Origin of the sequence: Mesorhizobium sp. M6A.T.Ce.TU.002.03.1.1, from assembly GCF_003997275.1 — a bacterium.
GTDB classification, from domain to species: Bacteria; Pseudomonadota; Alphaproteobacteria; order Rhizobiales; family Rhizobiaceae; genus Mesorhizobium; species Mesorhizobium mediterraneum.
Window position 1 is genome coordinate 21392 of sequence record NZ_RZTI01000041.1, and the last position, 21358, is coordinate 42749.

Here is a 21358-nt window from a genome sequence, read left to right on the forward strand (position 1 = left end):
AATAGCCGCCTGGTTGCAGGCAACATGCAGTGGGTTTGGCAAGCTTTTTGCTTCGCAATTCGCCGGATCGCCATCTCACGGCCCAGGAGCCACTGCACCGATGTTTTCTGAATTCGCCAGAGTGGTTGTGGAAAAGCTTTCGAACCTCAATCTGCTGACGCTCGGCCTGCTTTTTCTCACGGCACTGGGGAGCGCGGTGGTCGCTTACTGGCGAACTGTCGAGCATAAATCCTTCAGGGACTTTTTCGATTTCGCGTTCCCGGCGGAAGTCATTCTACACCCGTCGGCGCGAGCCGATGTCCTATTTTGGGTCACGAAACGGCTGATGATGCCTTTTCTGCTCATCCCTGCCGGCGTCACCTTCGTTGCTGCAGTTGGCTATGGGACACACCAGGCAATCGGCTGGCTGTTCGACATCCAGGCGCCGCTCATCGGCGGCCCGGCCGGACCGGTGACGATCGTCATCTTCACCGCAACCATGCTGATCGCCTACGATATCTCATACTATCTCTACCATGTCGCCCAGCACCACTTCCCGTTCCTGTGGGAATTGCACAAGGTGCATCATTCGGCCGAAGTGATGGTGGGAATCACCAAGGATCGGGTTCATCCGCTGGACGATCTGATGAATCGTATGTGGGATGGCGTCATCCCGGGGATCTGCTTCGGCATCTGGAGCCTGATCGCGCTCGATCCGGTGGAGATCGCTATCTTCGGCATCAACGTCTATGTCATCCGCAACATCCTGATGATGGACTTTGTTCGCCATACACACTTCAAGATTTCCTTCGGCCCGTTGAACAACATCATCTTGTGCCCGCACTGGCATCAGGTGCACCACAGCATCGACCCTCGCCACTATGACAAGAATTTTGGCCTGCTTTTTTCGTTCTGGGACCGCTTCTTCGGAACGCAGTTTGTCCCGGATCCGGATGAAGACCTCAAATTTGGCCTGATAGATCGCGATGTGCGCGACTATCAATCGCTCTTTGGGCTTTACATCCTGCCTCTCAAGAAGATGGGAGGGCATGTCGTCCGACTGTTCCACAGGCGTCCCGATGTCGTCGCACAGCCACAGGATCGTTCCCCTTCATGAACACCATTGTTTCGATTGACGCTTCGAGCGCAGAGCGCCTGGAAGTTGTCCGTTCGGCGGAACGCCTGGCTGCGGTCGAAGCCGATTGGATGCATCTTTGGCATCGCACCGATGCGCTGATCTTTCAGAGTCATGCCTGGGTTTCGGCATGGTGGAATACTGTAGCGGACCGTGACCAACGCGCGCTGCGGATCGGCCTGGTCTGGAACGGTGACAGGCTCGTTGCCATCGTTCCCCTGGCGATCGGCAAGCGCAAAGGCCTGCGGTTTCTTGAATGGGCGGCCAACAGCTATACCGATTACGGGGATATTCTCATTGCTCCGGAATGCTCATTATCGGCCCTGCAGGGCGTATGGGCCCAGATATGTGACGCCGGCGGCTTCGATCTTGCCTTTCTCAATCGTCTTTTGCCGGGTGCGGCGGCGCGCAAAATTTTTACTCCGGATGTCTCACGCGGCATCAGGCTTCGCCCCAATCACAGGGAGGAAGTCAGTTATCGCGTCGCCGGACCGTGGAAGAGCGGAGCGGCATGGTTCGAGGACCAGTCCAAAAAGACACGCCAGAACTATCGGCGAGGCATCAAGGCATTGGAAGAAACCGGGAAAGTGAAATTTCGCTTGCTTGCGCCCGATGAGCCGCTGCAGCCGGTATTGGAGCGGCTCGCTGCCCTGAAGCGCAGATGGCTGGTGCAGCACACGCGTGAATCCCAACTTTTCGAGGAGGGAACGCCAGTGCTCGCCGCACTCGTCGACGCGCTGGCGCGCGCCGGCTTGCTGCGCATTTTCGTGCTCGAATGCGATGGCGTGATGGTCGCGGTCTCCATCAACTTCGTCCAGCGCCAGGTCATGATGGCGTTTGTGACCACCTTCGATCCGGATTTCAGCCGAGCGTCGCCGGGCATAATCCTGATCATGGACTACATACAGTGGTCGATCGATCATGGCTTGGGCATGGTCGATTTCCTCTGTGGCGCAGAGTCGTTCAAGAACAAGTTCGCAACGCAGGGTGTTATCCTACAATCCGTTCTTGGGACGCGCACGGCGCAAGGCCAGCTCGCTTTTCTTGCCGATCGTATGCGTCAGACGGTCCGGCATGTACGCGGGCGCGGGGTGGTACCGACACCTTGATTTCGGCTTGATTGCGTCAGCCTCATCAGGTCGCCGGCAGCACGAACCGCTCAAAGTGCCGATTGTGCCTGCGATGGAACGACCCGCCAGACCTTATTGCCGACATCATCCGCCACAAGCAGGGCGCCGCGCCGGTCTATCGCCACCCCCACAGGACGGCCGAAAGCCTTGTCGTCCTGGCTCAGGAAGCCGGTGAGGATGTCTTGAGGCGGGCCAGAGGGCTTGCCACCGGTAAACGGCACGAAAATCACCTTGTAGCCGCTGCGCGGCTTGCGATTCCACGAGCCGTGTTGCCCGACGAAGGCGCCATTCCTGTATTGAGGACCGAACAGGTCGCCCGTGTTGAAGGTCAGTCCCAATGAAGCCGTGTGCGCCCCGAGCGCATAGTCCGGCTTGATCGCCTTGGCGACGAGGTCGGGCCGCTGCGGCTCGACGCGATCATCGACATGCTGGCCGTAGTAGCTGTAAGGCCAGCCGTAGAAGCCGCCATCCTTCACCGAGGTCATGTAGTCCGGCACGAGGTCGCTACCGATCTCGTCGCGCTCGTTGACGACGACCCAAAGCTCGCCGCTTTCCGGATTCCAGGACAGGCCGTTGGGATTGCGCAGCCCGGAGGCGAAGAGACGCGTCTGTTTCGAGGCGAGATCGATCTCCAGCACGGCGGCGCGGCTCTCCTCTTCCTCCAAGCCGTTCTCGCCGACATTGGAATTGGATCCGACCGTTGCATAGAGCTTCGTCCCGTCCTGCGAGGCGGTCACGTCCTTGGTCCAGTGGTGGTTCCTCCCCGCAGGCAGGTCGACGATCTTCTCCGCCGGTGCGGTGATCTCGGTCGCGCCCTCCTGGTAGGGAAAAGCCACAATTGCATTGGCATTGGCGACGTAGAGCTTGCCATTGAGCAGGGTCATGCCGAATGGCGAGAACAGCCCAGTGAGGAAGGCCGTTTTGGTTTCTGCCACCCCGTCGCCATCCTGATCGCGCAGCAGCGAGATGCGATTGGCGCTAGACGTTTCCGCGCCAGCCCGGCTCTGGAAGAGGTCTGTGAAGAAGTGGCGTATGCTGCGTATGCTATCTATGAGGAAGCCGCGTAAGCTGCGTGTGTTAAAGCCCTCGTCCGGCCTGGGCGGCGCATTGCTCTCCGCCACCAGCACGTCGCCGTTTGGCAGCACGTGCAGCCAGCGCGGATGGTCGAGCCCGCCGGCAAACTCGTTGACTGCAAATCCTTGGGCCGCTGTCGGCTTCGTGCCCTTCGGCCACGGCGCGGCCTTGGCGACATGGACGGTCGGCAGCCAGGTCAGATTGGGCTCCGGCAGAGTCGGGTTGGGGCCATAGCCCTCTGCGATCGGAACTGTCGCCTCTTCGCGGGACAGGAAGAAGACCGCTCCGCCGGCGACGACGAAAAGAACGATCAGCACGAGAACGGCGGTAAGCAACTTTTTCACCAGAACCTCGGAATGTCGAAAAAACGCAAACGCGCTTATCGCGTTCCGGTTGCGGACGGAGCGGCCGATAGCGAGAAATAGGCCGCAAGCGCGCGGATGTCGTCATCCGTCAGACCCTTCGCGGCATTGGCCATGAGATGGCCGAAGCGCGTTCCGCCACGCTTTCCGGCCCTGAACAGCCCAAGCTGCGCCGCGATGTAGCGCTCAGGCTGGCCGGCGAGGGAGGGATAGAACCGACTGCGGTCCTGTCTTCCATGGCAGCCGAGACAGGCGGGCACGCCGGCGTGCCTCATGCCTCTCTCGGCGATTTCCTTGCCGCGCCCGATGAGCGCGGGATCGCCCCCGCCGCTGGCGTGCGTCGTCGGCAGGGCGGCGAAATGCCTGGCCAGGTCCGGCCAGAACTGAGGCCCCGCCTCAATGGCGGGCAGGCTCATCATCCCGCTTGCCCGGCTTCCTTCGGCGTAGGCACGCAGGCTTTCAAGGAGATAGGCTTCGCTCTGCCCGGCGAGAACGGGTATCGCGGGACCGCGACCCCGTCCGTTCCCACCGTGGCAGCGGACGCAATCCGCGAGCGCCTGCGGCAGGGGCCCGGCATCGCCTTCGGGAGACGCTAGCGTTTCTCCAAAGGCGAGGTCACGATAGGTGGCTTCGTCCATCGACGGCAGCTCGCGCAGGAAGGCGACCATCGCCCAGACCTCGTCGTCGCGTTCCTGCGTCGGCCAGGCAGGCATGCCGGTGAAGCGCACGCCGTGCTTGACGATGCGGAAAAGCTGCGCGTCGGTCCATTCGCCGACGGACCCGGCAAGGTCGGGCGGCTGCGGCAGCATCCTCGTGACGACAGGAGATCGCGGCTCGCCCGGCGCACCGTGACAGATGGCGCAGCCGCGCGCGAAATGTCCGGCGGCCGGCTGGATCGCATGGCGCGGCAGAGTTTCCGGAACGTCGACCGCCAGCGCATAGGTGCGCACAGCCGATCGCATGGCGAAATGGAGAAACCATTCCGTGATCTTCCAGTGGCCGCTTGAGGCACCGACATTGAAAAAGCCGATCCAGGCCGCCAGCACCACGACGAAGGGCAGAATGGCCAGCGCTATGGCGAGCTTTTTCCAGCTGATATGCATCAGCCTGTCTCCCGCGACGGAGTGGCGAGCATGCGCGCGAAAAGCGTCAAGCCGCCGGCCAGATAGACCGCAGCACCAACCAGAAGCATGATCACGCCGCCAAGCTCCTGATCCTGCTGCGCGGAAAGCGCGACGCCGAAGCAGCTTACCTCGCCTGTCCCATAAAGCGGCCTTGGGGTCAGCGCCAGCAGCGCGCCGAGCAAGGTCATATGGATGGATGTGAGAAGCAGGGCGAAGGCTCCGGCGGCATTGCCTGTGGTGTCCGAGCCGCGGCGCGGCAGGCAGGCCAACCACAAGAACAGCCCGGCGGCGAGGAACGTGGCCTGCTCGATGGCGGTGGCCAACAGCGAGCTTTGAGCCAGCCCCCGCATGGCCGGCGCGTGCCAGGACCAGACAATGACAAGCTCGACGAGCGAGGCGAGGAGGGGTAGGGCGAATGTCCGGTTTGCATCTGGTGTTGGACCGAGCGGGATCCCAATCGCCATCAGCGGCGCGGCGATCGCTACCACTCCCATATGCGCCAGCATGTGCGCCGAAAACGAATCCCGCCAGGCGTCGAGCAGCGGCCCGAGCCAGACCAGGGCGAGGACGAAGAGGCCGAGGATGAGGCAAGCGCGTCTCACCGGATACACTCCGTCAGGAACAATGCGGGCATCGCGGTGAAGATCACGGCGATGAAGCTGAGACCCGAGAGCAGCAGCGTCGCAAATCCCTGGAACAGGGTCCGGTCCCGCCTCGTCGGATCGTCATGGGGCGGATCATCGGTGCCGAAGCCCCATTGCCGCCAGGCGAGCCATGCGGACAGCGCGATCAGTGAGAGGGCGATCACAGTGGCGGCGGCGATACCCGCGCGCACAGCGCTGAAACTCAGCCCGACAAGCTCGGGTTTAGCGCAATAGATCGCCGCGCCCAGGTAGCAGACGAGGAAATGCGCAGCCCAGACCACGGGCGCGGTAAACAGCGTCCAGAGTGTCTCGATCTGTTTCGGGATGAGCCGCATCGCCGCCTCACATCGCTGCCGGAAAGAGGCCGATGATGGTGAAGGTGATGACGGCGGTGACCAGCAGGAAATGCCAGTAGAGCACCACGTTGCCTAGATCCATGTCATGCTTCGGCGTCAGCCGGCCCGCCAGCGAGCGTGCCAGGCAATAGGCCTGCATGACCGTGCCGACCGCTCCATGGGCGAGCACCCAGAGCACGAGGATCCACACGATTGCGGGATAGACGTGGCGCGTCGGCTCCATGCCGGGAGACCACGGCCCGGCCAAACCTGCGGCGGACGCGCCGACGGTGGTTAGCAAGGACAGCACCAGCAAGCCGCGCATAGCGGCCGTGGCGCCGCGCCTGTTGAACGTGCGTGCCGCCACCATCAGGCCCCACGCTGCAGCAAACAGGATGGCAGCCACCAGCGACCAGACCGCATCAGGCCCGGCAATCCCCGCTGTGAAGTCGGCATGGATCGTCCAGTAGAAGAAATAGCCGAAAACAAGGCTGGCAAAGGCCGTGCCGTCGCCGACCATGGTGATGAACATCGCCCACCAGCCGACCGAATCGGGGCCGGAGGCATAAAGCGGCAGGCTGAGGCCGAGGCCGACATTCTTCTCCGGCTTCTCGGGGATTTCGCCAGTGCCCGTCCAGAGCCAGTAGATGACGGCGCAAAAGCAGATGATTGCGGCCAGCGCCGTCGCGATCCACCAGTGGAAGGTAAGCGCGATGAAGGCGGCCCCGAGCGAGAGGGCCGAGACGATGGTGACATAGGATGTGCCGCCGACGCGCAGCACCTGGATGGGTTCGGCATCGAGCACGGAGGTGACCAAGCCCTCGCGCCATCCCTCTTCCGCGTCGGGCAGGTAATAGCGGCCTTCATTGACCTTGCGGGCAAGGTCCTTTTGGTCCCACAGGGGATAGCGGCTGCGCACGATGGGTATCGAGCGGACGCCCCAATTCTCCTCCGGCTCGGAAATCCATTCCAGCGTGCCGGCGTTCCATGGGTTGAGTTCGCCGCGCGGCTGCCGGTGCTTCGGCCTGAGCACGTCGAGGACAACCACCAGGACGCCCGCTGCGAAGATGAAGGCTCCGGCCGTCGAGATCAGGTTCAGCCAGTCCCAGCCGATTTCGGTCGGATAGGTGAAGACGCGCCGGGGCATGCCGCGCAAGCCGCTCAGATGCATGGGGAAGAAGGCGATGTTGAAGCCGCAGAACATCAGCCAGAAGGCGAGCCGACCCAGACGGTCGGAAAGCTGCTTCGCGTCGATCAGCGGGTAATAGTAATAGAGCCCGGCCACGACCGGAAAAAGCATGCCGCCGATCAGCACATAATGCAGGTGCGCGACGACAAAATACGTGTCGTGCGCCTGCCAGTCGAAGGGTGCTAGCGCCACCATGACCCCCGTCAGCCCGCCGATGACGAAGATGGCCAATCCTCCGGCACCGAACAGCATCGGCGTCGAGAAGATCACCCGGCCGGCAAGCATGGTGGCGATGAAGACGAAGATCTGCACGCCGGTCGGGATCGCCACCGCCTCGGAGGCCGCCGAGAAGAAGGCCAGCGAGATCTGCGGCAGGCCTGTCGCAAACATGTGATGCACCCACAGGCCGAAGGAGAGGAACCCAGTTCCCACTGCCGCAAGCACGATCCAGGAATAACCGACGATCGGACGCTGGGAAAAAGTCGGCACGATCATCGCCATCAGCGCGATGGCCGGCAGGAAGATGATGTAGACCTCCGGATGGCCGAAGATCCAGAACAGATGCTGCCAGAGCAGTGGGTCGCCGCCGCGTGCCGCATCGAAGAACGGCCAATCGAACATCCGTTCCATCTCGAACAGGAGGTCGCCGGCGATCAGCGGCGGAAAGGCGAACAGGATCATTCCCGCCACGATCAGCAGGTACCAGGCGAAGAGCGGCATCAGGTTGATGCGCATGCCCGGCGCACGGCATTTCATGATGCCGACGATGAGCTCGACGGCGGCCGCGATCGAGGCGACTTCGATGAACGAAAGGCCTAGCAGCCAAATGTCGGCGCCGATGCCGGAGAACTCCTTGTCGGTGGCGAGCGGCGGATACATGAACCAGCCTGTCGACGGCGCAGCATTGAAGAAGATCGAGCCACAGACGAAGATACCGCCAAGGAAAAAGCTCCAAAAACTGAAGGCACCGAGGCGCGGGAACGGCATCTCGCGCGCGCCCAGCATCGGCGGCAGGAGGAAGATCGCGACCGCCTCGAAGATCGGCACCGCGAACAGGAACATCATCACCGTGCCGTGCAGGGTGAAGGCCTGGTTGAAGAACTCGGCCGACAGGAAGTCGTTGTCGGGCACGGCGAGTTGCAGGCGCATGAGCAGCGCGAGCGCGCCGGCGAACAGCATGAAGGCGAAGGCGGCCGAGCCGTACCAGAGGCCGATCTGGAAATTGTTCACCGAGGTCCAGTAGCGCCAGCCGGTCGGATTGGCCCACACGGTGCGCAGCCGCTCTTCCTGCGCCTTGTATTCTTCCCGCGAACGCTCCTTGACCGCAGCGCTCATTGCAGGCCTCTCAGCCAGGCTGCTATGGCGCGAACGTCGCCCGGCGGCAACATGTCGAAAGCCGGCATGCTGGAGCCGGGCTTGATCAGTTCGGGCCGGGCGATGAAGCGGGCGACGGCGTCTTCGGTGTTGGGCAAGATGCCAGCTCCGACGGTGACGCGGGATCCGAGATGCGAAAGATCCGGGCCGATCGTGCCGCGCGCATCTGTGCCCGCGACGAAATGGCAGGACCCGCAGCCATGACGCAGGAACAGCGCGCTGCCGCTCGCGCCTGCGCTTGGCGCAGGAATCGCCTGGGCGGCCAGCCAGGACCGGAATGCTTCGGGCTCCATCGCCACGGCCGAGAACGCCATCAGCGCGTGAGACGTGCCGCAATATTCGGCACAAGGTCCCCGGAAAACACCGGGTTTCGTGGCCTTGAGTGAAAGCCTGTTGATGCGGCCGGGGATCATGTCCATCTTGCCGCCGAGCGGTGGAATCCAGAAGGAATGGATCACATCGGCACTTTTCAGGGTCAATTCGACCCGCTCGCCGACCGGCAGCCTGATCTCGTTGGCAGAAGCGACCGGTGGCCCCTGAGATGGGTGATAGACAACTTCCCACCAGAACTGCCTGCCGGTGACCTCGATCCGCAGGGCGGCGGAGCGCGCCTGGGCGAAGGGCCGGAGGCCAGGCATCAGCCACAGTGCATAGGCGAGCAGGGCACAAAGCGTGACCGACGGGAAGACCACGCCGCCCCAAAGGATGATCCTGCTGGCGGACTTTTCGGCCAGCCTGCGGCGATTGAACAGGGCTGAATGAAGAAGCAGGCCGACCACGCCCAGCCAGATGAGCGCGCCGCCGCTTAGCATTACCCAGAACAGCACGGCTATCTGCTGCGCTTCCTCTCCCGCGGGCTCAAGTACCGACCGAGCGCCGGCATAGCCGCTCGCGAGCAAAAAAGACGCAGCGGACAGGCTGAAATATTGACCCATTTCCAACCCCTCCGCGGTAAACCGGCGAGATGGGCGGAAGGTTCCGGGCAATTGAGTTTTCGAACTAAAGCTGCATTCGCCGGGCAATTTTTCAACGACTGACGAAACAATTGCGCTCGATCCCCGTTTGCCCGTCGTGGGTATTGGGATTGCCCATGCTTAAGGAGGCGACGATGAGCGCAACCGGCCTGGAAGTTTTTGACAAAACCCTGCAAACAACACACATCTGGCTGGACGAGATCATGGCCGACCACGGGCCCGATAGGCGCGTTGCCTGGCATATGCTGGGCGCCGTTTTGCGCACTTTGCGAGACTGGCTGCAGATCGAACTGGCTGCCAATTTGGGAGCGGAGCTGCCGCTTCTCATACGCGGCGCCTACTATGATCGGTATCGGCCGCATAATCTGCCGACCAACAGCCGTTCATTGGAGGAATTCCTGCAGCGCGTGGCCGAGGAGATGAAATCCACTCGACCCGTGAATCCCGAGGATGCGACGAGATCTGTGTTCAAAGTTCTCGCTCGGCATGTCGACCTCGGCCAGTCGGCGAAAGTGCGAGACGCTTTGCCGAAACACATCCAGGCGCTTTGGCCCGAAAGCGTCGGAGTGTAGTGGCAGCAAAGACAAAGGTCGGGCTGCCGATGTGATCTTCAACTGGCTCCGCCCCAGCCGGTCAGTCCTTTTGCTCGCGATACAAGCGCTCGGTCGCCCGATCGCTTTCTCTGCGTTCTGCCGGACCGCGATCGCGCTGCGTGAGGAGTGCGTAGGCGATCAGGATCGCCAGCAATAGCGGGCCGCCGGCAACGACGATCAACCACATGCTGTTCTCGAACATGGAACATCTCCTTTCCCTCATTGTCGAGAAGGTGGAACCGTTCCTCCCTTCTGGTGCAGGGGCGGACAGCACGGTGTAGATATCTTCAACCGAATGACCTGTGCCGCCAATTCAACCGTTGCGTTCGTATGTCCCCACCAATTCTGCTTCCTCCAGGACATGTTTTTTGGCTTCTTGCCAGATGCGCTCCACGCCCGCGGACCCCGGAATCGCGAGGCTCGGCGTGTCGAGCGCGGCAAGTCGGAAATGGTAATGATGGATGCCGTGCCCGATCGGCGGTTCAGGACCGTCATAGTAAGCGTTGCCAAAGTCGTTTGTGGCTTGCCTGAGCGCTGCAGGACCAGGCTTGCCACTCTCAGCGTCGGGCAGTTCGCCGACGTCAGGCGGGATGTTGAACACTGCCCAGTGACCGAAGGTTCCGTTCGGCGCATCGGGATCCTGCACGACGAGAACGAGGCTCTTCGCCTTATCCGGCACGCCCGACCATTTCAGCGGCGGGGACACGTTCTTTCCATCACGGGTATATCTTTCCGGAATTTTTCCACCCTCGGCAAAGGCGGAACTGCTGAGCGTAAGCGGCATGGTTCATTCCTCCAAAAAACGGCTTGTTCGTGGCGGGCTTGTGCTCGGCAAGCGCACTGATGGAGGAATGGACGTCCCTCGGAAACGTTCCATTGTGCGAACCATTGGCTGGCTGGTTTTCAGGCTTTGACGATATCTGTCTGGACCCCTAACATCTGGTCTCAGACTCACTACGTGTTGAGAGGGAACCACAAAGGCTTTCCGACAGTTGAATGAAGAGGCGACAGCAACCAGACCGGCCGGGGCGAGGATACCATGCGCGAGAACCACTCCGACGTCTTCGATCTGTTTTCGGAGATTTACACGAATGCGGCGCAGGAGGAGATAAGCATCCAGCAATATCTCCTCGCCTGCCGTGAGGATAAATCGATGTATGCCTCGGCGCCCGAACGGATGGTCGAGGCGATCGGCGAACCCACTCTGGTCGACACCAGCATGGATGAGCGGCTCGGCCGCATTTTCGCGAACAGGACAATCAAGGTGTACCCCTCCTTCGCCGAGTTTTATGGCATGGAGGACACGATCGAGCGTATCGCCGGCTATTTTCGCTACGCCTCTCAAGGGCTTGAGGAGCGCAAGCAGATTCTTTACCTGCTCGGCCCTGTCGGCGGCGGCAAGTCCTCGCTGGCCGAACGGCTGAAGAAGCTGATGGAGCAGCGTCCGATCTATACGCTGAAGGTCGGCGACCAGATCAGCCCGGTTTTCGAATCGCCGCTCGGGCTTTTCCATCCCGACCGCATGGCTGACCTTTTGGAGGACAAATACGGCATCGCGCGGCGCCGGTTGAACGGCTTGATCTCGCCGTGGGCGGCCAAGCGCCTCGATGAACTGTCCGGCGACATCTCCAAGTTCAGCGTCGTCAAGCTGATGCCTTCGCGGCTGCGCCAGATCGGTATCGCCAAGACCGAGCCAGGCGATGAAAACAACCAGGACGTTTCGGCCTTGGTCGGCAAGGTCGACATAAGACAACTCGAGCATTTCAGCCAATCCGATCCGGACGCCTATTCCTACAGCGGCGGCCTGAACCGGACCACGCAAGGGTTGCTTGAGTTCGTCGAGATGTTCAAGGCGCCGATCAAGGTCCTCCATCCGTTGCTGACCGCTACCCAGGAAGGCAGCTACAACGGCACGGAAAACTTCGGATCTTTCCCTTATCAGGGCATCGTCGTGGCCCATTCCAACGAATCGGAATGGCTGCAGTTCAAGAACAACAAGAACAATGAGGCGTTCCTCGACCGTATCCTGGTGGTCAAGGTGCCGTATTGCCTGCGGGTCACCGAAGAAAGGCAGATCTACGAAAAGCTGCTGCGCGAGAGCGAGTTGGCCTCCAGCTCCTGCGCTCCGGAGGTGCTGGACATTCTCAGCCGGTTCACCGTATCGACGCGTCTGGCCGAGCACGACAATTCGCCGCTCTACACGAAGATGCGCGTTTATGACGGCGAAAACCTCAAGGACATAGATCCCAAGGCGAAGTCGGTTCAGGAATACCGCGATGCCGCTGGGGTCGACGAAGGGATGACCGGCGTCAGCACGCGCTTTGCTTTCAAGATCCTGTCGCAGACATTCAACTACGACACCAAGGAAGTGGCCGCCGATCCCGTGCATCTGATGTACATTCTGGAGGAGGCGATCAAGCGCGAGCAGTTCCCAAAGGAAACGGAAGCTGCTTATCTCGACTTCATAAAGTCCGAACTCGCCCCGCGTTATGCCGAGTTTATCGGCCATGAGATCCAGAAGGCTTATCTGGAATCCTACAGCGAATACGGCCAGAACCTGTTCGACCGCTACATCGCCTACGCCGACGCCTGGATCGAGGATCAGGACTACAAAGACTCCGACACCGGCCAGATCCTCAATCGCGAGGTGCTGGACAACGAACTGTCGCAAGTCGAAAAGCCGGCCGGCATCGCCAATCCCAAGGACTTCCGCAACGAGGTCGTGAAGTTCACGTTGCGCGCCCGGGCCAGGAATAATGGCCGCAATCCGTCATGGACAAGCTATGAAAAGCTGCGCGAAGTCATCGAAAAGCGGATGTTCGGCCAGGTCGAGGATCTGCTCCCGGTGATCAGCTTCGGCTCCAAGCAGGACAGCGTAACAGAGAAGCGGCATACCGAGTTCGTGCATCGGATGGTCGGACGCGGTTACACCGAACGTCAGGTCCGCCGGCTGGTGGACTGGTACATGCGGGTGAACAAGGCGGGTTGAGTCCGGCCGGGATGGTTCCATGCCGATCTTCATCGATCGCCGACTGAACCCGAAGGACAAGAGCCTCGGCAACCGCCAGCGCTTCCTGAAGCGTGCGCGCGAGGAACTGAAGCGAAGCATCCGGGATCAGATCCGCACCGGCAAGATCGCGGATGTGGATGCCGAGCATGCCGTCTCCATGCCAGCGAGGGGCACAGCCGAGCCGAGCTTCGGCGATGCGAAGGACAGCGGCAGGCGGCAGCACATCCTGCCGGGCAACAAGCATTTCGCCCCAGGCGACCGGGTTCCCAAGCCCGGCCAGGGCGGCGGCGGCTCGTCTCCCGGGAAAGCGGTCTCGGAAGACGACTTTCGTTTCGTGCTCTCGCGCGAGGAGGTGCTCGATCTCTTCTTCGAGGATCTCGAACTTCCCGACATGGTCAAGCTCAATCTCAAGGAGATACTTGCCTTCAAGCCGCGCCGGGCTGGGTTCGCCGCGACCGGTGCCCCAACCAACATCAATGTCGGGCGCACGATGCGAAACAGCCATGGTCGCCGAATTGCGCTCAGGCGTCCCAAGCAGGGGGAACTCGATGCGATTGCGGAGGAACTCGCAATCCTGGAGGCAGAGCCCGCGAGCGCGGCGGCAGGCCAGCGCATTACAGCGTTGCGGGAAGAGCTTGAGCGACTTGAGCGCCGCCGCAAGCGGATCGCCTATGTCGACCCGGTCGACATCCGCTTCAACCGTTTCGACTTCCGGCCCGTGCCGAATGCCAATGCGGTCATGTTCTGTCTCATGGACGTATCCGGCTCAATGGGCGAGCGCGAGAAGGATTTGGCCAAGCGCTTCTTCGTGCTGCTGCACCTGTTCCTGAAACGGCGCTACGATCGCACCGAAATCGTCTTCATCCGTCATACGCACGAGGCGCAGGAGGTGGATGAGGAAACCTTCTTCTACAATACGCAAAGCGGCGGTACGGTCGTTTCCACGGCCCTCGAAGAGATGCACCGCATCATCGAGCAACGCTATCCCAGCAACGAGTGGAACATCTATGCCGCCCAGGCATCGGATGGCGACAATTTCGTGACCGATTCCGAGCGCTGCATAGGCCTCATGGACAGCCAGATCATGCGCCTGTGCCAGTATTTCGCCTATGTCGAGATCATCGACGAACGCGAGAGCCATATTTTCGGCACCACCGACAATGGAACCTCGCTCTGGCGCGCCTACAATGCTGTCAACCAGAGATGGCCGAATTTCCAGATGAGCCGCATCGCCAACGCAGCCGACATCTATCCGGTCTTCCGCCAGCTCTTTGCCAGGCAGCCGGCCTTCCAGAAGAGCGCTTGAAGGTGAGCTGATGGCGAACCAGACCAGCAAATTCGGCCAGACCAGCAAATCCGGCCAAACCAGCAAATCAGGTTTGCTCTTTTCGGGGTCCGACTGGGATTTCAAGACATTGTCGCGCGCCTACGAAGCGATCGAGGCGATCGCGATCGAAGAGCTTCACCTTGACGTCTATCCAGTGCAGATGGAGATCATCTCGTCCCAGCAGATGCTCGACGCCTATTCCTCGGTCGGCATGCCGCTGATGTATCGCCATTGGTCCTTCGGCAAGCATTTCCTCTATCAGGAATTGCTCTATCGCAAAGGCGGGCGGGGGCTCGCCTATGAACTGGTCATCAATTCCAATCCTTGCATCGTCTACCTGATGGAGGAAAACACCATGGCCCTGCAGGCCCTGGTGACAGCTCATGCAGCACTTGGCCATAATCATTTCTTCAAGAACAATCATCTGTTCCGGCAGTGGACGGATGCCAGCGCGATCCTGAGTTATCTTGATTTCGCCAAAGGCTACATTGCCCGCTGCGAGGAGCGGCACGGCGTGGCCGCGGTGGAGGCGATCCTCGACTCGGCCCACGCGCTGATGGAACAGGGCGTGTTCAGATACCATCGGCCGCCGAAGCTGTCGTCGGAGCGGCAGCGTGAAGGCATTCGCGAGCGCCTGGAGTACGAAGAGCGTTCCTACAACGACCTGTGGCGCACGCTCCCGCGTTCGAAGGACGGGACCAAGGCCAGCGAAACGGACCTCGGCATGGCGGAGCGGAAGAAAACGCTCAAGCTGCCCGAGGAGAACCTGCTCTACTTCCTGGAAAAAAACAGCCTGGTCCTGGAGCCTTGGCAACGTGAAATCATCAGGATCGTCCGCGTCGTCGCGCAATACTTTTATCCGCAGCGGCAAACGCAGGTGATGAACGAAGGTTGTGCCACCTTCGTGCACTACACACTCATGAACATGCTGTTCGATCGCGGCCAGATCACCGAAGGCGCGATGCTGGAAATCCTGCGCAACCATTCGAACGTGATCTTTCAGCCGGCTTTCGACGATCCGCGGTTTTCCGGCATCAATCCCTATGCCTTGGGCCTCGACATGATGCAGGACATCCAGCGCATATCGACTGAGCCGACCGCCGAGGATCGTGACTGGTTCCCCGATATAGCCGGCAACGGCAATTGGCGCGAAACCCTGCTCGACGCGTGGGCGAACCATCGCGACGAATCTTTCATCCGCCAGTATCTGAGCCCCGCCCTGATGCGGAAATGGCGGTTCTTTATCCTCGCCGATGCCGCTAGCGAACCGCATTACGAAGTCGCGTCGATACACAATGAGCGTGGCTACGAAAAGATACGCGCCGGGCTCGCTCACAGCTACGACATCGGCGCTAGCCGGCCGGATATCCAGGTGGTGGATGTGGATCTGCTCGGCGACCGACAGTTGCGACTGGAGCACAAGGTGAAGAACGGCATCGTGCTGGAGGAGGCCAGCCGCGACGCGACACTGCGCCATATCCGTCGCCTGTGGGGCTATGAGGTCAGCCTGGCGGCGATCGATGCGCAAACGGGTGGGACGCTCAACGAGCGTTCGACCAGCCAAATCGGGGAATGATCAACCGGACGGCCGGCGACGGCGTCGGTCTACAGCCAATCGCTGCGGGGCCGCGCTGTTTCGCCATGCGTCAGCCCAGCCTCTCGTGATCAGGTTTGCTGTGGGTCCGATGCTCTGGCCGTAGGACCCGGGAAGGTCGGTTCCGTGGGAATCTCGGGTGGTGTATCGGGAGGAATTTCGACGGGCTGCCTTTCCGGGCTGGGAACGGGATCAGGCGAAGGCGGAGGAACGCCCGGAGGCTCATTCGGCGGAGTTTCCGGCGGAGCAGGCGGCCGGGCAGGCTCAGGATTGGGATTATCCGGTATTGGAACGGGATTGTTCGGATCAGGATCAGGATCGGTCATGGCCGTTTCCTTGAGGAGGATCACCCTGGGATGTTCCTGAGGAACACCCTGGGATGTTCCTTGAGGAGGATCACCCTGGGATGACAACCATCGTGCCTGACGATGGTTCCCTGCCGTCACAGGCGTGGCCATTTGGAAGGCCGATGGCACGGACGCGCCGTCCGAGTGACAATTTCGGCGGAACTCAATGCCAGCGGCGCTGGAAAATGGGGCCGCGCCTCCACCTTCGTCACCTTTACCGGGTCGGGGAGCACTCTATGTACGCTGCTTATTGCGAGGCACGGATCAGGGAGCAGCAGCATGCGCGCGTTCATGATTGTCACCCTTCTTCTGGTCGCAATCACGATGGCGCTCTCGCTCGCGCACGCGTTGGAGTTGCCCGGCAAGTTGCGCCTCAAGGAGGCCACTTACAAATCTGTGCAGGCGATCTACTATCCCGGCTTCACTGTCGGCGGGTTCGCCGAGATCGGCGGCATCATTGCGCTCGCCATCCTGCTCTACCTGACGCCTTATCCAGGCGCTCGATTCTGGTGGACCTTGACGTCCCTTGTCTTCTTGGTGGCGGAACATGCGACCTATTGGTTGGTCACCCATCCCGTCAACAATTTCTGGGTGCAAGATGTCGCTGTGTCGAAGCCAGCCGCGACGTTTTTTTCATTGCTCCCTCGGAAGCAAAGCGGCGACTGGAGAGACTTGCGCGACGTTTGGGAAGCCTCGCACGTCGCCAGGGCAGGCCTTGCGATGCTGAGCCTGATCTCAATTGCTGTCGCCGCGACATTTTTTGCTGGGAGTGAATAACGCGGAGGATGCGCAGCGACGCTACTTGTTCGTCCGCATCTTCTGCCTTGGATTGATCCCGCCAAGGGCATTCGTGTCGTTCTCGACATCGCCTTCGATCGTGTTTTCGCCTTCGAGCATGAGTTCGTCGCCTTCCTTGATCGTGCCCTTGGAGGTCCCGATACCGGGATTGTTCCTCAGATCGGCATCGCTCGGTTTTTTCCACTTTGGATGTTTGGTTCCGCTCATGGCACAACTCCTCAAAAAGGGTCCTGCTCTAGAAACAGCAGGGCGCGATGAATGTTCCGCCGAAACGCACCTGATGCGGCTCTGTCGTGAGGCGCTAAAGCCCGAACGGATAGGTGTCGGGAACGCCCGTTCCGACATGCTCCGGCCCAAGCGGCGTCACAGCAGCGGTCTCGTCAAACCAGACGAACGCGTCAAATTGCTGGGACAGAGAGGCATCCGCATAATGGCTGCGCAGCTCGGTCTCCGGCCGATAGATCACGCCGATGAAGCGCTCCAGCCGACGCTCCAGAAGCCGTTCGCGCAGCGTGTCGTCGCGCTTGATGTCGAGCAGGAAACGCGAGACGCCGCAGTCGTGGCAAAGCCGCTCGTAGCTATCGCTATGGGAAGGCCGCACCCGCTTGATTTCCATCTCGCCGTCCCAGTCGGAGGCCGCGGCCACTGTCCCGGAATGCGTGCCGAGCCCGATCAAGGCTGCCCCGTCGCCGAAACGCTGGCGGCAGAGCTGGCCTATGTTCACTTCGTCCCTGACAATTCCCATCTCGGTATAGCGGGCGTCGCCAATATGGGAATTATGCGCCCACACGACCGCCTTGGCGTTCGGCCCGCGAGCTTCCAGCAGATGCTCGAGCGTCTCGAACATGTGGGTGTCGCGCAGGTTCCAGGACTGCGCGCCGCCATAGTACATGATCCGATAGTAGCGTTCTGCGGAAGCGATCAGCCGGGCATTCTGGGTGGCATCCAGAAAATCGACGCCGTCCTGCTGCGCATAGTCGAGCTGTTTGGCAAGCAGTTCGCGGCATTGTTCAAGCACCGCCTTCTCGCATTTCTCGTAACCCGATGTGAGCGCGACACGGCCATAGGTGGATGGCTCGTTTTGCCAAGGCGTCAGGCAGCCATAGCGTTCACGTGCGATCTTTGCCGCCTGCGGATCGACCCGGTCGAGATATTGCAGAACCGCGGCGATCGATCCGCTCATGTTGTAGATGTCGAGGCCATAGAACCCCGCCAGTCGGGACGATATCCTGATCCTTTCATTGTGTTGTCGCATCCAGTCGACGAACGCCGCAACGTCCGTGTTGCGCCACATCCAGGTGGGAAACCGCTGGAACGGCGGATCGGCGTCAGCGCGTGACGACCGGTGGCGGACGTAGCGATCGATCGCCGCTGCATCAGGCCAGTCGGCCTCGACTGCGACGATGGTGAAGCCGTGTTTCTCGATCAGCCTGCGAGTGATCGCCGCGCGGGCTCGGTAGAACTCCGACGTGCCGTGGCTCGCTTCACCGAGCAGGACGACGCGCCTGTCGCCAAACCGGTCGAACAATTCGCCGAACGCCGGATCGTCGAAATCCGGCAGCGGTTCGGCCGCCGCCGCGATCATCTCCGGCAGGCTGCGCGTGCGCGCGCGTCCGGACGGACGATCCGCGATGCGGCTGCCATTCTCGGGCCAGCCCTGCTCGCCGATGAGCGGGACAAACCGCACGCCGCCGAAATCCTCTTCGCTGTAAGTTGCAGCGCCGGTTCGGGTGACCTTGAGAAGGCGCTGATCATGCGGTTCGTCGCCGACCGGGATGACGAGCCTGCCGCCGACGTCGAGCTGCTCCTGAAGCGCAAGCGGCGCACCGGGTCCGCCGGCTGCGACCAGAATGGCGTCGAAGGGCGCTGCGTCGGGCCAGCCTTTGGTGCCATCGCCGGTGCGAACTTCGATATTATCATAGCCAAGCTCTTCGAACCGCTGCCTCGCCGTTTCGGCCAATCCAGCGTGGCGTTCGATCGTGTAAACGCGTTCGACGATCCGGCTCATCACGGCAGCCGCGTACCCGGAGCCGGTGCCAACCTCCAGGACATGGTCGCCCGGTCCGATCTCCGCCATCTCGATCATCAATGCGACGATGTAGGGCTGCGATATCGTCTGGCCCTCCGCAATCGGCAGCGGCCCATCCTCGTAGGCGAATTCTTCAAAGCCGGGTGCGACGAAAGCCTCGCGCGGAACCTCACGCATCGCTTCCAGCACCTCGTGGTCATGGATGCCACGGCGACTGAGATGGACTTCGACCATTCGGTTGCGTGCATCGGGAAGATCGAGCATCTTTTGCTCCTCTTGCCAGTTGGCGGCCCTCCGGCCCGATTGTGCCCCCCAATCGTGCCCAACGGCGACAATCCCTCCATCAGTGCGCGCCCGGCCTCGGCAGCGCTTGATCTCATTTCCTGCGGCTCGTCTCCTTAACCGTTGGCGAGCTTCCAGGTTCCTGCAAAAGAGCGATTGGCGGGCGTAAATGGCGGCTCCAGCCGAACTTATTTCCGTGAAAATCCTTTCTCCGGGGCGATGGCACTCCAGATATCGACGGGCAAACGCATTCTGGAGACGTTTCGATGAACGACGAGGCTCGGACCACCGCGCAGCCAACAGGCCTTGATCAGGTCGCTCTCATGAACCGCTATTGGCGCGCCGCGAACTACATTTCGGTTGGCCAGATATACCTGCTCGACAATCCGCTCCTGCGCGAGCCCTTGAAAGCCGAGCACGTCAAGCCGCGGCTGCTCGGCCATTGGGGCACGACACCCGGCCTCAATTTCATCTACGTCCACCTGAACCGCGTCATCCGTGAGCGCAGTCTCGAAATTCTGTTTATCTGCGGCCCAGGTCATGGCGGCCCGGCGATGGTCGCGAACACATGGCTCGAGGGCACCTACAGCGAGATCTATCCGGAAATCGGCCAGGGCGAGGACGGCCTGAAAAAGCTCTTCCGGCAATTCTCCTTTCCTGGCGGCGTGCCTAGCCATGTGGCGCCCGAAACGCCCGGCTCGATCCATGAAGGCGGAGAACTGGGATATGCGCTGGTCCATGCTTTCGGCGCGGCCTTCGACAATCCCGATCTGGTGGTCGCCTGCGTCGTCGGCGACGGTGAGGCGGAAACCGGTCCGCTCGCGGCGGCATGGCACTCCAACAAGTTCCTGAACCCGGCATCCGACGGCGCCGTGCTGCCGATCCTGCATCTCAACGGCTACAAGATCGCCAACCCGACAATCCTAGCCCGCATGGATGACGTGGAATTGCGAAGCCTGTTTGCCGGCTATGGCTACGAACCATTTTTCGTCGAAGGTCACGAGCCAATTCCCATGCATCGGTTGATGGCCACGAAGCTGGACACCGCGCTGGACAGGATCCGCTCAATCCAGAAGCGAGCCCGTGCTCCGGGCTGGCAGGGAGAGCGTCCGCTGTGGCCGATGATCGTGCTGCGCAGCCCAAAGGGCTGGACCGGACCGAAAGAGGTCGATGGCAAGAAGGTCGAGGATTTCTGGCGCTCGCATCAAGTGCCGGTGTCGAATGCTCGCGGCAACGAGGCGCACCGCAAGATCCTCGAAGACTGGATGCGGAGCTACGAACCGGAAAAGCTGTTCGACGACGGCGGGCGTCTACTTCCAGACCTGGCGGCGCTTGCGCCAAACGGGTCCCAGCGCATGGGCGCGACCCCGTATGCCAATGGCGGATTGCTGAAGCGCGACCTCGCGCTTCCAGATTGGAAAAGCCTGGCGCTCGATGTGCCGCGTCCAGGAGGCGCCAAGGCCGAGGCGACGCGGATTCTCGGAAGCTATCTCCGCGACGTCATACGCCTGAATGCTGAGGCCAGGAATTTCCGGCTGATGGGGCCGGATGAGACATCCTCCAACCGCCTTGACGACGTATTCGAAGTCACGGACCGGGTCTGGATGCAGCGGATCGAGCCCTATGACGTCCAGCTCTCCCGGGACGGCCGCGTCATGGAGGTGCTTAGCGAGCATCTCTGCCAGGGTTGGCTGGAGGGCTATCTGCTGACCGGCCGCCATGGCCTGTTCTCCTGCTACGAGGCGTTCATCCACATCGTCGATTCCATGGTCAACCAGCATGCGAAATGGCTGAAGACGTCCAGGGAGCTTGCCTGGCGCAAGCCGATCGCTTCTCTCAATTACCTGCTGACCTCCCATGTCTGGCGGCAGGATCACAACGGCTTCAGCCATCAGGATCCGGGCTTTGCCGACTTCGTCGCCAACAAGAAGGCCGATACGGTCAGGCTGTATTTTCCGCCGGATGCCAACACGCTGCTCTGGATCGCCGACCATTGCCTGAGAACCTACAACCGCATCAATGTGATCACCGCCGGCAAGCAGCCGGCGCCGCAATGGC

General features: G+C 61.3%; 18 protein-coding genes. 8 read left to right on the plus strand and 10 right to left on the minus strand.

The features are described from left to right. The first annotated feature begins 100 nt into the window (after positions 1 to 100). Positions 101 to 1096, plus strand: coding sequence for a sterol desaturase family protein (locus tag EOC93_RS14830; protein ID WP_095489083.1), 996 nt, complete (start codon positions 101 to 103; stop codon positions 1094 to 1096). Continuing rightward, on the plus strand, positions 1093 to 2223 hold the full coding sequence (locus EOC93_RS14835) for a GNAT family N-acetyltransferase (protein WP_095489084.1): 1131 nt from the start codon (positions 1093 to 1095) through the stop codon (positions 2221 to 2223). Before EOC93_RS14830 ends, EOC93_RS14835 begins: the two co-directional genes overlap by 4 nt. A 50-nt stretch (positions 2224 to 2273) precedes the next feature. Here the strand turns inward: EOC93_RS14835 and EOC93_RS14840 are convergent, their stop codons facing one another. The 6 genes from EOC93_RS14840 to coxB form a co-directional block, all read right to left on the minus strand. Continuing rightward, the gene (locus EOC93_RS14840) at positions 2274 to 3590 is read right to left on the minus strand and encodes a sorbosone dehydrogenase family protein (RefSeq protein WP_245330105.1); all 1317 of its coding nucleotides are present in this window, start codon (positions 3588 to 3590) and stop codon (positions 2274 to 2276) included. A gap of 107 nt (positions 3591 to 3697) precedes the next feature. Next, positions 3698 to 4783 carry a c-type cytochrome gene (locus EOC93_RS14845; RefSeq protein ID WP_164759139.1) on the minus strand — a complete coding sequence of 362 codons (1086 nt, stop codon included), beginning with the start codon at positions 4781 to 4783 and terminating at the stop codon, positions 3698 to 3700. After that, positions 4783 to 5406: a cytochrome c oxidase assembly protein gene (locus tag EOC93_RS14850; protein WP_158302704.1), complete on the minus strand. Its 624-nt coding sequence runs from the start codon at positions 5404 to 5406 to the stop codon at positions 4783 to 4785. The genes EOC93_RS14845 and EOC93_RS14850 overlap by 1 nt, the downstream gene beginning before the upstream one ends. After that, the gene (locus EOC93_RS14855; protein ID WP_095489087.1) at positions 5403 to 5783 is read right to left on the minus strand and encodes a hypothetical protein; all 381 of its coding nucleotides are present in this window, start codon (positions 5781 to 5783) and stop codon (positions 5403 to 5405) included. Before EOC93_RS14855 ends, EOC93_RS14850 begins: the two co-directional genes overlap by 4 nt. A 7-nt stretch (positions 5784 to 5790) precedes the next feature. Next, positions 5791 to 8307, minus strand: a complete 2517-nt coding sequence (gene ctaD, locus EOC93_RS14860; protein ID WP_095489088.1) for a cytochrome c oxidase subunit I — start codon at positions 8305 to 8307, stop codon at positions 5791 to 5793. Continuing rightward, positions 8304 to 9281: a cytochrome c oxidase subunit II gene (gene coxB / locus EOC93_RS14865; RefSeq protein ID WP_127204977.1), complete on the minus strand. Its 978-nt coding sequence runs from the start codon at positions 9279 to 9281 to the stop codon at positions 8304 to 8306. The genes ctaD and coxB overlap by 4 nt, the downstream gene beginning before the upstream one ends. A 173-nt stretch (positions 9282 to 9454) precedes the next feature. Between coxB and EOC93_RS14870 the strand changes: the two genes are divergently transcribed. Further along, positions 9455 to 9892: a DUF2267 domain-containing protein gene (locus tag EOC93_RS14870; RefSeq protein WP_095489250.1), complete on the plus strand. Its 438-nt coding sequence runs from the start codon at positions 9455 to 9457 to the stop codon at positions 9890 to 9892. 61 nt (positions 9893 to 9953) lie between these two features. Here EOC93_RS14870 and EOC93_RS34100 read toward each other — a convergent pair whose 3' ends face one another. Then, on the minus strand, positions 9954 to 10115 hold the full coding sequence (locus EOC93_RS34100) for a hypothetical protein (RefSeq protein WP_095489090.1): 162 nt from the start codon (positions 10113 to 10115) through the stop codon (positions 9954 to 9956). Positions 10116 to 10226: 111 nt separating this feature from the next. After that, on the minus strand, positions 10227 to 10697 hold the full coding sequence (locus EOC93_RS14875) for a YbhB/YbcL family Raf kinase inhibitor-like protein (RefSeq protein ID WP_126105491.1): 471 nt from the start codon (positions 10695 to 10697) through the stop codon (positions 10227 to 10229). Positions 10698 to 10952: 255 nt separating this feature from the next. On the opposite strand from EOC93_RS14875, the gene EOC93_RS14880 reads away from it, so the two are divergent. From EOC93_RS14880 to EOC93_RS14895, 4 genes are all read left to right on the plus strand, one after another. After that, complete coding sequence (locus tag EOC93_RS14880) at positions 10953 to 12902, plus strand: PrkA family serine protein kinase (RefSeq protein ID WP_126105492.1); 1950 nt, start codon at positions 10953 to 10955, stop codon at positions 12900 to 12902. A gap of 19 nt (positions 12903 to 12921) precedes the next feature. Next, on the plus strand, positions 12922 to 14229 hold the full coding sequence (locus tag EOC93_RS14885; protein ID WP_126105493.1) for a YeaH/YhbH family protein: 1308 nt from the start codon (positions 12922 to 12924) through the stop codon (positions 14227 to 14229). Positions 14230 to 14239: 10 nt separating this feature from the next. After that, positions 14240 to 15826, plus strand: a complete 1587-nt coding sequence (locus tag EOC93_RS14890) for a SpoVR family protein (protein ID WP_126105494.1) — start codon at positions 14240 to 14242, stop codon at positions 15824 to 15826. Between the two features lie 644 nt (positions 15827 to 16470). Further along, complete coding sequence (locus EOC93_RS14895; RefSeq protein WP_126105495.1) at positions 16471 to 16968, plus strand: DUF1772 domain-containing protein; 498 nt, start codon at positions 16471 to 16473, stop codon at positions 16966 to 16968. Positions 16969 to 16989: 21 nt separating this feature from the next. Here EOC93_RS14895 and EOC93_RS14900 read toward each other — a convergent pair whose 3' ends face one another. Next, a complete protein-coding gene (locus tag EOC93_RS14900; RefSeq protein WP_126105496.1) occupies positions 16990 to 17196 on the minus strand; it encodes a hypothetical protein in 207 nt (68 codons plus the stop codon). A gap of 94 nt (positions 17197 to 17290) precedes the next feature. Continuing rightward, positions 17291 to 19282 (minus strand): protein-L-isoaspartate(D-aspartate) O-methyltransferase, encoded by a 1992-nt coding sequence (locus EOC93_RS14905; RefSeq protein ID WP_095489096.1) that lies wholly within the window; start codon positions 19280 to 19282, stop codon positions 17291 to 17293. Positions 19283 to 19566: 284 nt separating this feature from the next. On the opposite strand from EOC93_RS14905, the gene EOC93_RS14910 reads away from it, so the two are divergent. Continuing rightward, positions 19567 to 21358: phosphoketolase family protein (locus EOC93_RS14910; protein WP_164759140.1), on the plus strand; the 1792-nt coding region annotated here is incomplete at its 3' end.

Bases quoted from the DNA above. Each gene is read 5' to 3' on its own strand.
- EOC93_RS14830 (WP_095489083.1), top strand. From the start codon at position 101: ATGTTTTCTGAATTCGCCAGAGTGGTTGTGGAAAAGCTTTCGAACCTC.
- EOC93_RS14835 (WP_095489084.1), top strand. From the start codon at position 1,093: ATGAACACCATTGTTTCGATTGACGCTTCGAGCGCAGAGCGCCTGGAA.
- EOC93_RS14845 (WP_164759139.1), bottom strand. From the start codon at position 4,783: ATGCATATCAGCTGGAAAAAGCTCGCCATAGCGCTGGCCATTCTGCCC.
- EOC93_RS14855 (WP_095489087.1), bottom strand. From the start codon at position 5,783: ATGCGGCTCATCCCGAAACAGATCGAGACACTCTGGACGCTGTTTACC.
- ctaD (WP_095489088.1), bottom strand. From the start codon at position 8,307: ATGAGCGCTGCGGTCAAGGAGCGTTCGCGGGAAGAATACAAGGCGCAG.
- coxB (WP_127204977.1), bottom strand. From the start codon at position 9,281: ATGGGTCAATATTTCAGCCTGTCCGCTGCGTCTTTTTTGCTCGCGAGC.
- EOC93_RS14870 (WP_095489250.1), top strand. From the start codon at position 9,455: ATGAGCGCAACCGGCCTGGAAGTTTTTGACAAAACCCTGCAAACAACA.
- EOC93_RS34100 (WP_095489090.1), bottom strand. From the start codon at position 10,115: ATGTTCGAGAACAGCATGTGGTTGATCGTCGTTGCCGGCGGCCCGCTA.
- EOC93_RS14875 (WP_126105491.1), bottom strand. From the start codon at position 10,697: ATGCCGCTTACGCTCAGCAGTTCCGCCTTTGCCGAGGGTGGAAAAATT.
- EOC93_RS14880 (WP_126105492.1), top strand. From the start codon at position 10,953: ATGCGCGAGAACCACTCCGACGTCTTCGATCTGTTTTCGGAGATTTAC.
- EOC93_RS14885 (WP_126105493.1), top strand. From the start codon at position 12,922: ATGCCGATCTTCATCGATCGCCGACTGAACCCGAAGGACAAGAGCCTC.
- EOC93_RS14890 (WP_126105494.1), top strand. From the start codon at position 14,240: ATGGCGAACCAGACCAGCAAATTCGGCCAGACCAGCAAATCCGGCCAA.
- EOC93_RS14895 (WP_126105495.1), top strand. From the start codon at position 16,471: ATGCGCGCGTTCATGATTGTCACCCTTCTTCTGGTCGCAATCACGATG.
- EOC93_RS14900 (WP_126105496.1), bottom strand. From the start codon at position 17,196: ATGAGCGGAACCAAACATCCAAAGTGGAAAAAACCGAGCGATGCCGAT.
- EOC93_RS14905 (WP_095489096.1), bottom strand. From the start codon at position 19,282: ATGCTCGATCTTCCCGATGCACGCAACCGAATGGTCGAAGTCCATCTC.